Source organism: Glutamicibacter bergerei, from assembly GCF_054495185.1.
Map to the genome: position 1 here is coordinate 3,277,608 of NZ_CM137131.1, position 16,040 is coordinate 3,293,647.

Below are 16,040 nucleotides of genomic sequence, written 5' to 3' on the forward strand. Positions count from 1 at the left end.
GGGTGGGCCTACTTGGTTCCCCGCTGGCCCAGCACCCGGTAACGACGGATGAAGGCAAAGCTTCCGCTCAAACGCTTAGGCAGAGCGTAAATCAGCAATGCCGCAATGAGGAAGACGATAGCCTTGTCCCCCGGGTCTGAGATCAAGGCCTGCCTGGTCACGGCCGAAAGCAGCGAGTCGCCCATGGAGCGGAAAGCCGCAACCACGGCGCCCGTGCCAACACCCGACGTTCCGCCAAAGACAAAGGCCGCCACCGGGGCCGAGACCACACCGACCAGAACACCTGCCACCACACCGGCCATGGGGGCAAGATACGGGCGGCGCAGCGCACCGAAACGCGCGGCAGTTCCCGCAAGGAAGCCGACCAATGCAGCGCCAGCCGCGAAGGGCAGGACGGTGGGGGCGAACAGTGACCAGATCAGTGTGCTGAGCACACCGGTGGCTGCACCGGCCCGGCGGCCTGCCAGGAACCCTACGAGCACCGTGCCAATCGAGTCGAGGTAGAGCGGGACCATCACGGAACCGACGAATTGCCCCAAAATAATGTTCAGGGCCAGTGCTACTGGGATCAGCGTGAGAGTGGATACCGGCAAGTCCGGAAGCACCGCGACCAGAAGCATGACGGCGGCGGCCAGGTAGGCGGCGAAGGTAACCAGTGCGACGCCCTGTCCCAGTCCTTCGGCTATGCCCGTGGGTTGGGTAATGACTAGGACCAGGTAGGTGCCGATCAAGAGCAGGGTGCCAGCAGTAGCCAAAATCCTGCGGCGCAGAACTTGGGAGCTGGTTTCTTCGGGCAAAAGCAGATTCGGTGACATAGAAAGGCATTCCTCGGTACGAGTGTGGCTGTGCACCCAGGTACTACTGGGTGCGTGCGAGTGCGGGGCCTAATGTCACCTCGGCCCGGTAGATGAGTCTAGCCCACCTAGGTTACGGCTCAGGAATTCGTGTCGAGTTTTCGGGCCAGTGCACCGAGGCGGGTAAGTAGCTCAGCGAAGCCTGATTCGGGATCGTTGCTGGATACTATGCGAGCATTTGCTGGCTTGCCCCATAGTCCTCGGAAATCGGCCACGGTAGTTCCGAAGAGAAGCTCGGATTCAGTTTCCACGTCAACTGTGGCAAGTCGAGTTTGGTATTCAAGGGTGCCAGCAGCGACACCTGCGGCGAAGTAGTCATGGACATGGGCAATGTAGCCCTGGTCGTAGTGCCGGTGGAACTCGAAGTAGAACCGCAGAGCATCTGAAAGATAGCGCACTAGCGGATTGGATGCGGTGCTCAAGGTTCCCTCGGGATCGCTGTCCAATACAAGTTCGGGCTCGACGCACCCAGCTTCTGCCGCCAGGTGAGTCAAGAATTCCGGCTGCATTTCAAAGCGCTCAGTGGTGTCCAATGAGCACACGATAGGAAGCTTCTCAGAAGGCAGCCCCTGTTCCGCAGCCGCGGTGTAGGCAGCAAAAACTTCCTTTGCCGCGTGAGGATCAACGTGAGTGTTCCACTCCGCGGTAGGAGTGGTGTTGCCTTGGTAGTAGAAGGCGCCTCCCATGATGACTACCTTGCGCAGCAACCAGGGAAGTTTAGGTTCTTCGCGTAGCGCCAGGGCAAAGTTGGTCAGAGGTGCAGTAAGCAAAACTGTTAGCTCGCCAGGGTTAGTTCGTGCGGCTTCGATCCAATAATCCACAGCGTCGTGACTATGCGCGGCGACGCCTGGAGTCGATAGCGTCGCATACCCGACACCTTGTGGTCCGTGAGTTTCGGGCGTGGTGACCAACGGAACCTCTAGAGGTTCTCGCGCGCCGATTAGTACTGGTACGTCAGGCTGATCACAGAGTCCAAGAAGTGCATCGTTATTAGCTGTAACCTGCTCAGCATCAACGTTCCCAGGTGTACTGGTGATTGCCTCTATCTGTACATGTTCGCAAGCACAGAGGTACGCCAACGCGAGCGCATCATCGATACCCGTGTCGTTGTCGATAAGTAGGCGCATTTGTGGATTTTCGCTCACATCAGTTTGGGTCTTGACATTGTTTACTTCTTCAAAATATATCCAAAAGCAGCAGTCAGAGCACGTCGGTGTCCCCCGCTCGTCAGTGAATCAAATGTCTTGTTGCTCATGACCATCCGATTAGACTTCAATCATGGTAACTCGATTTCATTCTCAGGCCGTTTGGCCGCATATCACCAACGTAGTTGAGGGCGCAGGAAGAACATATGCCGCAATCGCATTTATCGGTAAAGATGCTCCGGAACGACTTCCTCTTGGTTTAGGCGACGTCCTCCTTGTAAATGCTAGCGACCAAAATGTAGCCTCAGGGGCAACAAATCCTTACGCCCTTGAACGATTTATTAATTCAGGCGTCGAAGTGCATACGTCTTCGATATTGCATGCCAAAGTCATTTCTACTGACCGACACGCAGTCGTGGGATCTGCGAATGCGTCCGCGAGTTCTGCGCGAGCATCCGAAGCTGTTCTAATCACCACTGATCGTGAAACTAGAAAAGAAGTCAGAGAATTCGTCGAGCACGAGATTGAAGCTTCGGGAGGAAAAATCACCAGCTCGAAGTTATCTGACCTCAAAAAACTATTTGATGCTGGTGACCCTTCGCATCGCATTACGGGCATAAATACCCCCGAACCACAAGCTTTCGGATTCCCGTGGGAACTTAACAAAATATACATAGTTCGGTGGATTGATGCTGATCTAACCCCTGACGAGGTCGTAGAACTTTTGCAACAAGAGAAGGAAGGTTCGTTGCGTCAACGCAAGACTGGTTTTCGATTCGATTTATTGCAGATAGTGGAAAAGGAAGGCGCCTTCTCTCGAGGAGACATCATTTTCTTCATCAATGATACCCACGTGTTTCCTCCGGTTCGGATAGATAGTGATCTCATCCATCACGACGCAAACGAATCACGTATGGGACAAGTTATCCTGCACAAAGTCGATACTAAAAAAGAACTCCGCCTCGAAACAGTGGGTAGAAGATATGAACACGGCCCGGAAGCTTTCGATACTCTGTTGCAAAAAATTGATAAGACCCCTGACGAATTTTTAGAGCTCTCCGCGGATGACTGCGAAGGGCTAATAAAAATCTGGTATCCAGAATTTATGCTAAATTCTGGATCCTAAATTTCTGCGCCTATCCGTTCTACAAACCAAGCTAGATGAATACCTTACTCCTGACCGGACGATGTATTTTTCATGTATCTGTATGTCGAAGTTTGATTAGGACGGTCTCAAAAAATTGGCCGATAGAAAGCTAGTGGAAGAATACATTCGACGGTTCGTATTGATGGCAAAGATCGTCGGTAACAGTTCGTTGCGACTATCCGGCCCGAAATCGCCGCTGATTCTTTACGCCCATTTGGTGTCAGCGAAGTTAAGTCAGGTTTACATTCGGGCTCAAATAGTCGTACAGAGCGTTGTCGATCGCTTTCTCAAAATGCAGGTTCATCGTGACAACGTCAAGCTGTTCTTGGTTCTTTCCAGACATGTGAGTCTGCTCGGCATTACGTGAATCGGCCTGGCCTAAGTAAAAGAATTCGGTACCTTCCGCATCGTCTTTCTTAACGAAGACGTACAGATCAACCTCGTTATCCACTATTCGCCGGACTTCATCGCTCTGTAGCGTTCGCCTTGATCGCGTGAACCATCGCAGATGGGAAGGATCAACCAGTTCATCCTGGTACGCGGTACTAGCCGAGATATCGTCAGATTTGTGCAGCGTCACAAAAATCGGGCAGGTCTTCGATTCTGGGTCGACTTTGTACCCGTAAAGCGTCGAAGTCCACTTTCGTGGCAGTCCCAGAAGACGTGTCACTTCCTTTCGGGAATACTGTCCTCCAACGATAAACGGATCTCCAGCAACATACCGGTCTCGCACTAGGGCCATGCCCGTTTGTATGATGTCGTCCACTTCGTTGGTGAATGCACGGTGTGAACGATATGAACTGAGAAAACCAGGATCAGCCGATATGGACTCTCCATCGATGTTCGCCAAGCGAATTCCATATCGACTTTGATCAACTTGTCCGTGATTAGCAAGATTCAGAGTTTCTACGGTGCTCATCAATTCGAGATGGGCCGCGTCGATTCCTTCGTTGAGGAGCGCTGCTTGGAATTGGGGCAAGGTTACCGACCCGTGTGAAAGCAACTCACGGACAAGCACGAACTCATGAATTCTCTTCGACGTCAGGACTTCATGCGATAGTAGTGACAACGCTTTGAGCTCATCCTGGCTAAGCTCATGATCAATCCGCAAAAGACTCTTGACCAACGCTGGATAGTTTTCCTTCTTCGTTGCCAGCAATACCGGATCGACCGATTCAAATCGATAAAAATCAAAGAGCTTCGGTGCGCGTCCGACGCGGTTCTGCATCGACTGCATCGCACCGCGGAGCTTTTGAATGCTGTCCAGAGCAGTTGTACGGATGGAATCAAGTACACGCTGCTGCGAGACCTTATCGAATCGAACACTCGATAACCCTGCAAGTACGCCCGCCTGTTCGGTGGAAATAAGCTTCTCTTTCAGCGACTCTTTGTTCAGCGATTCATCGCCGAAAAGCGCGATCGGGATCATGTAGTTGTTCGCATAGTTGCCAATGAAGTCGATAACCACCAAGTAGTCCTTCATCGGTGCTTTACGCAGACCGCGTCCAAGCTGCTGCACGAACACTATGGCCGATTGCGTTTGGCGAAGCATGACGACCTGATTCACCGTGGGGATATCCACCCCCTCATTGAAGATGTCGACGGTGAGGATGTAGTCGAGTTCTCCGCGTTCCAGTTGCCCAACTACTCGTTCTCGCTGTTCCACCGAATCATCACCGCTGAGACTAACCGTCCGCAAAGTTTTCCCACGCAGTTGCTGCTGATTCAGCGCTGCAGATAGAGCAGCGGCTTCAACTTTACGAGAACAGAAAATAAGACCCTTGGGGGCAACACCCGCCTGCCCATATCTAGCCAGCGCGTCAATAATGTGGTGAACACGGTCCGCCGTCACTAGATGTCCCAGATCATCTGTGCTGTCTAGGATCGTCTGGTCATCAAGCGTTACGTCGGGTATCCCATAGTAATGAAATGGGCTGAGCATATTCTCTTCCAACGCGTGATTCAAGCGAATCTCATACGGCACGTTGTAGTCGAAAAACTCAAAAACATTGAATCCATCGCTACGTTCTGGTGTGGCCGTCAGGCCAAGCAGGAAAGTAGGTTCGAGGTACCCAAGGACCTTCTTGTACGTTGGAGATCCAACGCGATGCGCTTCGTCAACGATGATGTAGTCAAAAGCGTCTGGCTGAATTTCGTGCAGCACACCATCTTGGGACAATGTCTGCACCGTTGCGAAAACAAACTTGCGGTCGCTTTGTTTGGAGACACCCGCAAGTTTGCCAAAATCGTTGTAGTCGCCGCCGATGACGCGGCGGTACTCTTGGATGGTTTTATCAAGGATCTGCTCGCGGTGAACGATAAATAAGAACCGACCAGGATGCGCTGCCCGTACTTCCAATGCCGAGAGGATCGTCTTTCCAGTACCGGTAGCCGAAATAACGATGGCCTTCGACTCCCCGCTCGACCGAACCTGCTCCAGCGCCTTGAGCGCCTCCGTTTGCATCTGGTTCGGGAGGATCGGCATGAGCAACTCGGACGATACAGCGCCATCCGGCGATTGGCCGGTCACTTCAAGATCTTGCTCAGCCTCTACCGGCAGTAGCTGCTCATCAACGTCAGTTCGAGGGGCAGTTGCAACTTTCCGACGTATCGGAGGAGGCGTGTACTGTTCCGCATACGCATCTATCCACCGTTGGCTCAGTGCTATGGATTCTTCAAGCTGGTTCTGGGTCAATAAAGATAGCTGCTCGGCTAGATCACTGCCCTCGGATGCTGAAACTTTCAGGTTCCATTCATGATTTTTCACGATCGCGTTACCGGTCAAATTTGAACTGCCGATCATGGCCGTAACCATCTTCTCGGTTTTGAAGATATAACCCTTCGGGTGAAAGGCTCCCGCGTTGTGAATTCGAACGTTGATCCCTAGAGTTTCAAGATTCAGTAGCTCGCTAAAAGCCGATGGCGAGTTGAAGCCCAAATAGTCGGAGGTGACAATCGTTCCTCGACCCGAAAACTCAACGAGCTCCTGCTTAAGCAAAGCAATCGCATTCGGGGTTACGAAAGCGACGGAGAAAATGAATTCATCACAACGGGCGAGCTCTTCGCGAAGGATGCGCAGAACCGTATTGCCGTCAGCGTTCAATACGACACGAGGGTGGTGATGGCGGCGAGATTGCTGCTTCCCGTCTAAGAATCCAAAAGTGACGTCTCTAGAGAGACCACTACCAAGAACGAGATCAGCGTTAGTCTTCACTATGCCGCCTGGATGAGTTCCACCGCGGGAATGTCCGCGGGCGCCCACTCCAAAGACATGAGTTCATCGCGTTTGAGCCACTTTGCGTCTTCATGCTCGGTAAGCTGCGGTTCGCCTTCAACTAATTTGCAATAGAAGGTTGTCAGAGTCACAATTCCGAAGTCGTACTCGTGGGTGGTACTCGTTACCTCGTCGTCTACTCTGACCGTACAGAGGAGTTCCTCTCGGATCTCACGTTCGAGTGCTTCGCGAGGAGTCTCTTTGGGCTCAATTTTGCCACCAGGGAATTCCCACATACCGCCGAGAGTTCCGTTTAGGCCTCGTTGAGCGCAGAGGATTTCATCGTTCCTGACGATAACGGCACCAACAACATTGATTTGCTTCTTCAAACTAATTCTCCTCTGACGTCAATCTCGAATCGCGACTTCCGATAGTTGCGATCCTATCGGTCTGTCCAGACGGAAACACATTCTGCTCCACAAGATCCATGGATTATCGATTCATGGAAGCGGGAACCATAGGACGATTTCAGCGGTGTCGGGGTCAGACAACATGAAGTCTTGTTCGGTGATCGTCTGTACGAATCGACGCCGTGCAAAAGTTGACGGTAAAAAAATCTGCTGCCCTTTGTAGTAGACCTAACAGTTGTCTCTGGTGACTTCCACCAACAATTGATTACTTTCAACTTCAGCTCCGTGCTCTTCTTGAAACTCGAAGTCTTCCAGGACGTTTCCTGTCTTCGAAACAACGGTGTCGGCCCGATTCACCGCAATGCGTATTAGCCAGCGTGTCATGAGGTATTCAGCAGCTTTGGCCTCTAACACGACTGACGGTATCGGCTCAGTAGCCGGCGTATGTTCCAGAAGCACCCATGCAGTTTGAGGTGTGGCCTGGTTCAAGGATTAATGAGGACGACGCTGATTGTAATGTTCGCGGTAACGACGCAGCGGTTTCTGTACCTCAGCAAGATCTCGCGGCTTGTTTGCTTTCGGAGAACGCTGCAACGGCTCGTGGGAGCGTTCGTTCTTTCTTTACGTCGTTGGTCGGCCAGGGAGACCGGTGATGGGCATGCTCCCTTGCGGAACCAAGTAGATTCCAACGGACCCAATTATTCCGCGGCGTAGCTGATTGAACGCTTTGGAACTATCGCCGAGGGCTTCCTTCGGTGTTCCGTATTCACTGATAGGCATTGGAACCGACGTCGAAACGAGTCGCGTCGTCCATAAGTTGATAGTCGGTTACCACCTAATTGGTCGTGATTCTAAATTCGAACGCGTCAAGCTGTCACAACGCCATGGCGCTGTCCCTGACAAATGGCACATACGATGATTTAGGACGTTTATGGGGATTACGGTCAACATGCCTCACACTCGCCAGCAGCCTGTCAATGGTTGCGACAGACGGGACTGTTCCGCCAGGGAACTCTTGGCTGCTGGTTACTACGCAATGGATTGTTTTCGGTCCGTAATCCCACCCCGTCTTTTTGATCTGCCTGCGGATCTTCACGAGCTCAGTAGTTAGCATTCAGCAGTCATCTGCGAAAATTCCGAAAGAGACCCATGTCGCGATTCTCTGCCAGAAATAGGATTTCTCTGACCGGTGACCGGTTCCATTCACTGCAAGCACCCGACGTATGCGGCGGGGTATCGCAATGGCTAAAAGCCATGACGTTGGTTCGCACGTGGCAACTAACAAGAATTCTCACCCAAAGACTTCGGGTCTAGCGGAAGCTTCACCATAGTTTTTGATCGGAATTTACAGGACATCGAGATGCCTAGCGTCGCATATTCGACGAATTCACAAACCTCCCCTATAAGGTCTGCTCGGCGGGGACCTAGTAATCTTTGTCGATGTGCTTCAGATTAACTTCGGCGAGATAATCGGCGGCGCGATCTATCGGCCTTCGAATAACGCCAAGGTATTGAAGCTGGCATCGGCTTCGATAATCACACTGGTTTACGTTTAGCTCCTACTGCTGAACCGTGGTCCAGGTCCGGAACCAAAAATGCTTCCCCGTCAATTGTTATGGCCGATAATTCTGATTACGTAAAGTAGGCTTTACTTCATTCGCTCAAGTCAGATCTAGTCTGTTCTAGGACCACAGCGTATGCGTATTAGCTATCTGATTTCTTGGACCAATGCTCCATGAGCTTTTGTTGCGCTTGTTGTTCTGTGAGTTCTACGATTTCCTGCGGTTCAATATGCAGTTGCTCTTTCAGTGCAACTTCCATCCATTCGGGGAGTACTGATTCCCGGGATGGTTCGGCGGTTACTTGAACCGATTCATAAAGCCTGCCCAATTGGGTGATGACATCTTTGAGTGGTCGGATTTTTGGATCATTGCCCATCCGAGCGACCCGTGAGGTCAATTCATCGTAAACTTCGCCATCCGAGCGAGCTCCCACCGCCCATACCTCGGAAATATCAAGCACCGGAATCCCAGTCGAATCTTCGGTAATGCGCCAGACGATTCTCCAGTCTCTGTCTCCGACCACTAGTTTACGAAAACCTACCAAGGCACCCAGAAGAGGTTCGCCGGCAGTAGGCGATTTTTCCAGGAGCAGCATTTTTTTGAAAACTGCACGGAGGATGCTGGGGTCTTTCTTGTGTATTCGATATAGGTCGGCAACTGCGTCTTCGGTCAGTCTGACGATACACAATCGTTGCTGAGGTTGGTTCACGAAGTCTCAGTCTTAGTGTCTTGAGCATTTTCGGCTTCAAGTGTTGCGCGGTCCAAATTGAAGAATTCCATAGCGCGATCTAGGTCAGTGCGCACACCGCTATCGGTGGCGAACCGTGCCATCACCAAGGCTGCATCGCGAAGTGTTTCTCGGTCGTGGCGCAATTCAGCGATTTCCCTAGCTGAGACGACTTCTGCAACGATTTTGCCATGACGCGACAGAGGGACCTCGCGGCCTTTTTCCGCTGCGGCAACAAGGGCCGAGAGGCCTGTCCGGGATGCTTCTGTGATGCTGAGAGTAGTCATGTGAAAACTATATAGATTTCTACATAGATTTTCAAGATGCCATTGGTAGGAAGGTAACTTTGAGGCGCCATGAGGATATAAGAGACCATGCTGGCATATCTCGGGTAGTCGCTGCTTGCTCTGCTTTGAATTCTCTTTGAAAATTTGAAGAGCAAATGCGAAATATGTGTCTGAGCCTTAGCATGAGAGGTAGGTTCTGCGGTTGACCGAAGAGCGTGGGGACGTTCCAAAAGGCAAACCGCTTGAGTGAAAACACAGTGGTTTGCGTTGAGACCGCGATTAGGAACCTCATCACGAACTCGTGGTGAGGTTCCTTTAATTCTTATTCACATGCCCGGGCCCAGCCTTTATCTGACTTCGACGCTTCCGGAGTTTTTGGATTTTGCCTCGGGGTGGTTGGTCTCGCCTTCAGAAGTAGTTCCCCATGAAGAGCCGATAATAGATCTTATGTAAAGCTAGGCCTCAAAAGGCCTTGTGAGACGCTGATTCTCCGTTTGTCAGATTAGGGCACCTACCCTCCAATGAGCGCGCAGATCACTGCTCCGCACACATGCTTTAAGACACCTGCCACCAAATGCTGAGCAATGGTCTACCCGCTTTGCCAACAGTTCGAATAATATTCATCTCAGATCGAATTCCGGTCACACTCGTGAAAGATTGATGTCCATTGAAAATCCTCAAATCGATGGCGCCAGCGGTTGCCATTATCGCCCTGGCTGCAAGCCTGTTGGGCGCTGCGCCGGCCCAAGCCGCCGTGAAACTACCTGCAGGCTGCACCGCAGAAGACTCTCCGCATTCCAACTCGGAAGTGTACGAACTCAACTGCACCCGTCTCGCGCCCTCGGCAGATTTCAGCAAGTATCCTGAGCTGTCATTTCTGACCATCGGCCCCGAAGACAGTGATGCCAAATCGCTGGTGACCGCAACCAAACTGCCGAAGGTTCCCGCGTCGTTGATGACGCTTTCAATCAATGCCCCGAAGATGAAAGATTTCTCTGCTTTAGCTAAGGCGAAAAATCTTGAGGGTTTGTCTATGCTCACCGGTACTGCCGGTCTGAACTTGGCCAACCTGCCTAGATGGAACCCGCAGCTTGACTACGTGACTTTGTGGGGCACCGCCGCGCAAAACCTCTCCCCTCTTAGCAAGCTCAAAAAACTTGAGAGCCTGTCAGTGAGTGGAGCTTTGCCAGCCCATAAAGTGGTCGAAGGCTCGTGGAAGAGCATCTCATTCCCCACAGGCCTCAACGGAAAAGCTGTACTGCCGAAAAACTACGATTATGTAGACAATCAGAATCGAAAAGGCAAGGTGTACACCTACGATGCAAGATCGAAAAAGATTCGCTACAACGTCTGTTCAAAAGGCACAGACTACATCAAGCAGGAATCAAATAAGCCGGCCACCAAAGCACAGCCGAAGCTGAATTTCAGCAGCATCTTCTACGCCCGAAGCCTGAATGTTGACTGTTTATCCGAGTGGGCTAAAGACAAGAAAAACACTCTCAAGGTCACCGGATCGGCAACCATCGGCAAGACTGTTACCGCCAAGCTGTCCAAGCCAAGCCTGAATTACATCGACAAGTACCAGTGGTACCGCAACGGGAAGCCAATCAAGGGCGCTACCAAGGCTTCCTACAAGCTGACGAAGTCGGATTTGGGCAAGAAGATCGCGGTGAAGGCCACTGACTCCAAGGACCGGCTGTCATTCAACTTTGACAACGGCCCGAAGACTGTCCCCTATTCAGTAACCAAGACTGCGACCAATAAGGCGTTGTATGGTTTCACGTCGAAGAAGCCGACGATCAGCGGCACCTCGCTGCCCGGTAAGACACTGAAGGCCAAGACGGCTAAGTGGGGTGGCTCCCCCAGCAAGTATTCCTACCAGTGGCTACGGGATGGAAAAACCATCAAGGGGGCTACGAAGTCTTCCTACAAGATTGCCAAAGCTGACCGGAACCGCAAGATTTCTGTGAGGGTTACCGGTTCCAAGAAGAATTACCAGTCAGCGTCCTCCACTTCAGCCAGCACTGTGGTTGGGAAGCTTGTTTCCACTGGCAAGCCGAAAATCAAGGAAACCCTCTGGGGTTGGTCCGACAGCACCCTCACCTATGAGCTATCCAGCTCGAAAGGCAGCTGGAACTTTCCACCGAAGTCCGTGAGCTACCAGTGGTACAAGAACGGCAAGGCGATCAAGGGTGCTACCAAGAAATCGGTGAAGGCCAAGCTTGGACACTTCGACAGCAAGACCAAATACACAGTCAAGGTGAAAGCTAAATCGTCCTACGGTTCAGCTTCAGCTACTTCTTCCGCATGGAAGCAGTGGTAATGCCACTTCGAATTAGAGAGTCCGGCCCTTAAAGGCCTGATTTCTGCAATGAACGGCACCCGTTGGAACACCAAAGGCACCCCACGAGAGGGTGCCTTTGGTGTTTGTGTTGAAGCTAGAACTTAGTTGCGACCGGTTCGGCGCTCATGTCGCCACCAGTTGATTCCAGACCATGATGATAAACCTTGCCGTCATCTCTTTTGACGAAGATCAAGTCGTATTCTAGCTCCCCGGGCTTGGTGTAGGTCTTTCCACCTTTGGTGAGCTTGAGATCAAACGAGGTGGAGACCTTGACTGTTGCCCCGTCAATCTCGGATATCGCCCCGCTCTCCATCTTCGAGCCGCGGTCATGCGATTCGGCACTCATGATCGCTACGCTTGGATTGCGGTATCGGCTTGAGCTGGCATTCTGATAGACCTCGTAGCCTTCAAAGAATGCGGACTTGGGGTCGGCGAAAGCAGTGAAGGGGTTGGTGTCATCAGGCCCAGCGAATAGTTCGCGGATTTGATCCTGATTGCCGCTCTCCTTGCTGAAGAGCTTAGCGGTGGCTTCGCTGGCAACTTTATGGTCAGCCTTATTACCGCCGACCGCTTGCCCGGAGAACATCGTGCCGTAAACGAAGTCGATGGACATCATCTGCATTTGAGCCATGTCCTTTTCAGTCCAGTTCTTTCCCGTGCTCTTCCAGCGGTCAACCGCGAACTTATCGAATCCGTCGGTCGTGTTGGCACCGAGAACAACATACTTCCCATTCGCGTTTTCACCGATTGACTTATATGCAAGATGCTCGCCCAGTAAATCAGGATCGGCTTTTCTCACCTTTTCGATAGCGGTCAGTTCTTTGGGCTGCTCTTTGGTGGATGGCGTAGCCGATGCCTCTCCCCCAGCATTGTTGGCGGTTGCTGCGCAGCCTGTGAGTAATAAAGCGCTCACCAGTCCGAGGGCAATAGCCGGGTGCACGAGCTTCTTCTTCAAGATTTCTCCTTTGATGCGAATGATGAGTCATTTAATTATCGCGAAGCAGCTCGTTTTTACCTACTTTGGAATCCATTGCTATCTGCTTCTGACATGTGCGCGGAGAGGAATTAGGGTGGTTTGTGAATTCGTCGACTATATGAAGCTAGGGTGTCCGGTGCCCGCTAATTCGCGTTCGCAAGACAATAGTTATGCTCATCCAAGCCCTCAATCTTCGGGCATGATATCTGTACCAGCTGCCACGTACGAACCGAAGTAATGGCTACCAACTATTGCAATACCCCGCGTCCGCTCCTCTGGCTGACAGCGAATATTATTCATTGCAGGATTCGGTGGATTAGAGATTGGCGCTCCAGCTCTTGGTCCCCTTGAGCTTGTAGCCACCGCTGGAAGGTTTAGCTGCCACCGTAACTTTGCCGGTGCCGGTGTATTTGTGGGTTCCGGCTTTCTTCTTGGTTCCGTTGACGTAGTAAGTGACCCCGGTCTTGGCTGGGATCTTCACTGTGTTCTTCTTGGCGTCGAACACTGGTTTCGAAGCCGTTACCGAATTGCGGTTTTCAAACTTCCAGGACGTGGTTCCTTTGAGCTTGTATCCGTTGGATGAGGCTTTCGCGGTAACGGTTCCGGTGCCGGTGTATTTGTGGGTTCCGGCTTTCTTCTTGGTTCCGTTGACGTAGTAAGTGACCCCGGTCTTGGCTGGGATCTTCACTGTGTTCTTCTTGGCGTCGAACACTGGTTTCGAAGCCGTTACCGAATTGCGGTTATCAAACTTCCAGGACGTGGTTCCTTTGAGCTTGTATCCGTTGGATGAGGCTTTCGCGGTAACGGTTCCGGTGCCGGTGTATTTGTGGGTTCCGGCTTTCTTCTTGGTTCCGTTGACGTAGTAAGTGACCCCGGTCTTGGCTGGGATCTTCACTGTGTTCTTCTTGGCGTCGAACACTGGTTTCGAAGCCGTTACCGAATTGCGGTTATCAAACTTCCAGGACGTGGTTCCTTTGAGCTTGTATCCGTTGGATGAGGCTTTCGCGGTAACGGTTCCGGTGCCGGTGTATTTGTGGGTTCCGGCTTTCTTCTTGGTTCCGTTGACGTAGTAAGTGACCCCGGTCTTGGCTGGGATCTTCACTGTGTTCTTCTTGGCGTCGAACACTGGTTTCGATGCCGTCACAATGACTCGAAGGTCATACTTCCATGACTTCTTAGCTACTTGATAGTTCGCTGCGGAAGCTTTTGCCGAAACGGAAATCTGCTTGGAGAACTTATGGGATCCCGTCTTTTTAGATACTCCGTCGACATAATAGCTAACTCCAGTAACTGAAGGAATCGTCAAGACGCGTGTGGAGTAGTTGACCTTCGGCTCTGTGGCAATTGCAATCTTCTTACGTAGATCGAACGACCATGAAACAGTACCTGAGAGAGAATAACCGGTTTGTGGTTCAGCGATGATGGAGACTTTTGAATATCCAGAACTGTAAGTTCCTGACGATTTCGTAGCTCCGTTCACCACATAATCAATGCCTATGACGGACGGAATCGTGTAGCTACCGGTTACACGATCGATCGTTGGAGCTTTAGGAACAGCCAAAATTATCCCTGAATCAATTTTGGCTGTTGGCGCGCTGGCTTTACTTGTGCTTGTATATCCTGCCAAGGTACCGGTGACATTCACCGTGATGGTTTTGCCTGCGAGATCTGCGGTTAGGGGCAGAGTGCTCTTGGTAGCCCCGGTGAGTTTGGTACCGTTCGCGGCCCACTGATAGGTGAGTTTTACTCCCGAGGGTCCCCAAACACCTGGCGCGGCTGTCAGTATGTTACCGACTGTTGGGATACCAGTAATCTCTGGAGAAGAGACAGTGAGTGAACCACGAGCAACTTTAGGCGTTGGAGTACTGGCTTTACTTGTGCTTGTATATCCTGCCAAGGTACCGGTGACATTCACCGTGATGGTTTTGCCTGCGAGATCTGCGGTTAGGGGCAGAGTGCTCTTGGTAGCCCCGGTGAGTTTGGTACCGTTCGCGGCCCACTGATAGGTGAGTTTTACTCCCGAGGGTCCCCAAACACCTGGCGCGGCTGTCAGTATGTTACCGACTGTTGGGATACCAGTAATCTCTGGAGAAGAGACAGTGAGTGAACCACGAGCAACTTTAGGCGTTGGAGTACTGGCTTTACTTGTGCTTGTATATCCTGCCAAGGTACCGGTGACATTCACCGTGATGGTTTTGCCTGCGAGATCTGCGGTTAGGGGCAGAGTGCTCTTGGTAGCCCCGGTGAGTTTGGTACCGTTCGCGGCCCACTGATAGGTGAGTTTTACTCCCGAGGGTCCCCAAACACCTGGCGCGGCTGTCAGTATGTTACCGACTGTTGGGATACCAGTAATAGTAGGCTTAGAAAAAATCAGTGAGCTATCAAAAGTGTGTTCCCAAAGAGAACGGGCTCCATTTGCCAACTCATATCCAGGCTGCGCTTCAGCCCTGATAGAAACAGAGCCTTCTCCCTTATAAGTTCCTTCAGGAATGAACTCACCTACAAAATAGTCCACACCTTCCGTGAAGGGTATAACGTACGAATCCTCTGCGCTTCCAGGTCGGTCGAGAAAAGTAACGTCTTTGGGAACGACGAACTGCGGCGCATGGCTAACGGTGAAGTTGAGGGTGGAGAGTTTGACCCCCTGGCCGAGAGCCTGCCCGTATCTGGTGTCGGCTCCGTTTCCTGCGATGTCTTCGAATTGTGCGAATTCCACTCGATAGTTGCCCTCAGGCCAGGTGAGGGTATCGATAGGTTTTGTTTGGGCGGTGCCCGTTGATTTGTTCCCAGCAAAGTTTGATGAATTTGAGGTTGCATATTTGATTTGGCCACCATTAGGTGCGTAGATCCAGAAAGTCATGTTTCGCACTTGGCTGGTATCGGTGGCTACCCACTCGAACGTAGGTGTTTGTCCTGGGCGGAGCGTCTTTGCTGACTTCATGGAGACGGAAGTCAGAACAGGATCAACCGTATCTGCAGCTGTCCCGGTAACGGTGAAGTTGAGGGTGGAGAGTTTGACCCCCTGGCCGAGAGCCTGCCCGTATCTGGTGTCGGCTCCGTTTCCTGCGATGTCTTCGAATTGTGCGAATTCCACTCGATAGTTGCCCTCAGGCCAGGTGAGGGTATCGATAGGTTTTGTTTGGGCGGTGCCCGTTGATTTGTTCCCAGCAAAGTTTGATGAATTTGAGGTTGCATATTTGATTTGGCCACCATTAGGTGCGTAGATCCAGAAAGTCATGTTTCGCACTTGGCTGGTATCGGTGGCTACCCACTCGAACGTAGGTGTTTGTCCTGGGCGGAGCGTCTTTGCTGACTTCATGGAGACGGAAGTCAGAACAGGATCAACCGTATCAGTCTGAGTTGGGGTGACGGGG

10 protein-coding genes and 1 pseudogene are annotated in these 16,040 nt (G+C 51.8%); 2 read left to right on the forward strand and 9 right to left on the reverse strand.

What is annotated here, in order from left to right; genetic code table 11:
- Positions 1-8 precede the first annotated feature (8 nt).
- Complete coding sequence (locus tag ACX5K5_RS15175) at positions 9-815, reverse strand: ECF transporter S component (protein WP_459174687.1); 807 nt, start codon at positions 813-815, stop codon at positions 9-11.
- A 119-nt stretch (positions 816-934) separates the two neighbouring features.
- A complete protein-coding gene (locus ACX5K5_RS15180; protein WP_105569453.1) occupies positions 935-1,981 on the reverse strand; it encodes a nucleoside hydrolase in 1,047 nt (348 codons plus the stop codon).
- A gap of 151 nt (positions 1,982-2,132) precedes the next feature.
- Between ACX5K5_RS15180 and ACX5K5_RS15185 the strand changes: the two genes are divergently transcribed.
- Entirely contained in the window at positions 2,133-3,125 is a 993-nt protein-coding gene (locus ACX5K5_RS15185; protein WP_146113347.1) for a phospholipase D-like domain-containing protein, read from the forward strand.
- Positions 3,126-3,375: 250 nt separating this feature from the next.
- On the opposite strand, the gene ACX5K5_RS15190 is transcribed toward ACX5K5_RS15185, so the two are convergent.
- The 5 genes and pseudogenes from ACX5K5_RS15190 to ACX5K5_RS15210 all read right to left on the reverse strand — a co-directional run bounded on the left by ACX5K5_RS15190 (position 3,376) and on the right by ACX5K5_RS15210 (position 9,346).
- Positions 3,376-6,360, reverse strand: coding sequence for a DEAD/DEAH box helicase (locus ACX5K5_RS15190; RefSeq protein WP_459174688.1), 2,985 nt, complete (start codon positions 6,358-6,360; stop codon positions 3,376-3,378).
- Positions 6,360-6,749, reverse strand: a complete 390-nt coding sequence (locus ACX5K5_RS15195; RefSeq protein ID WP_459174689.1) for a (deoxy)nucleoside triphosphate pyrophosphohydrolase — start codon at positions 6,747-6,749, stop codon at positions 6,360-6,362. Before ACX5K5_RS15195 ends, ACX5K5_RS15190 begins: the two co-directional genes overlap by 1 nt.
- Before the next feature lie 114 nt (positions 6,750-6,863).
- Positions 6,864-7,872: pseudogene (locus ACX5K5_RS15200) on the reverse strand (integrase core domain-containing protein); the annotation flags it as partial.
- A gap of 602 nt (positions 7,873-8,474) precedes the next feature.
- Complete coding sequence (locus tag ACX5K5_RS15205; RefSeq protein WP_443448082.1) at positions 8,475-9,041, reverse strand: type II toxin-antitoxin system RelE family toxin; 567 nt, start codon at positions 9,039-9,041, stop codon at positions 8,475-8,477.
- Positions 9,038-9,346: a type II toxin-antitoxin system Phd/YefM family antitoxin gene (locus tag ACX5K5_RS15210; RefSeq protein WP_443448084.1), complete on the reverse strand. Its 309-nt coding sequence runs from the start codon at positions 9,344-9,346 to the stop codon at positions 9,038-9,040. The genes ACX5K5_RS15205 and ACX5K5_RS15210 overlap by 4 nt, the downstream gene beginning before the upstream one ends.
- Positions 9,347-10,013: 667 nt before the next feature.
- On the opposite strand from ACX5K5_RS15210, the gene ACX5K5_RS15215 reads away from it, so the two are divergent.
- Entirely contained in the window at positions 10,014-11,669 is a 1,656-nt protein-coding gene (locus ACX5K5_RS15215; protein WP_459174690.1) for a hypothetical protein, read from the forward strand.
- Between the two features lie 115 nt (positions 11,670-11,784).
- On the opposite strand, the gene ACX5K5_RS15220 is transcribed toward ACX5K5_RS15215, so the two are convergent.
- Both ACX5K5_RS15220 and ACX5K5_RS15225 read right to left on the reverse strand, forming a co-directional pair.
- Entirely contained in the window at positions 11,785-12,645 is an 861-nt protein-coding gene (locus ACX5K5_RS15220) for a hypothetical protein (RefSeq protein WP_459174691.1), read from the reverse strand.
- 337 nt (positions 12,646-12,982) lie between these two features.
- Positions 12,983-15,904: a hypothetical protein gene (locus tag ACX5K5_RS15225; RefSeq protein WP_459174692.1), complete on the reverse strand. Its 2,922-nt coding sequence runs from the start codon at positions 15,902-15,904 to the stop codon at positions 12,983-12,985.
- Positions 15,905-16,040 lie beyond the last annotated feature (136 nt).

What these genes read in the sequence shown, in the direction of transcription:
- ACX5K5_RS15175 (WP_459174687.1), bottom strand. Translation starts at nt 815, where the DNA reads ATGTCACCGAATCTGCTTTTGCCCGAAGAAACCAGCTCCCAAGTTCTG.
- ACX5K5_RS15225 (WP_459174692.1), bottom strand. Translation starts at nt 15,904, where the DNA reads ATGACTTTCTGGATCTACGCACCTAATGGTGGCCAAATCAAATATGCA.
- ACX5K5_RS15180 (WP_105569453.1), bottom strand. Translation starts at nt 1,981, where the DNA reads ATGCGCCTACTTATCGACAACGACACGGGTATCGATGATGCGCTCGCG.
- ACX5K5_RS15210 (WP_443448084.1), bottom strand. Translation starts at nt 9,346, where the DNA reads ATGACTACTCTCAGCATCACAGAAGCATCCCGGACAGGCCTCTCGGCC.
- ACX5K5_RS15185 (WP_146113347.1), top strand. Translation starts at nt 2,133, where the DNA reads ATGGTAACTCGATTTCATTCTCAGGCCGTTTGGCCGCATATCACCAAC.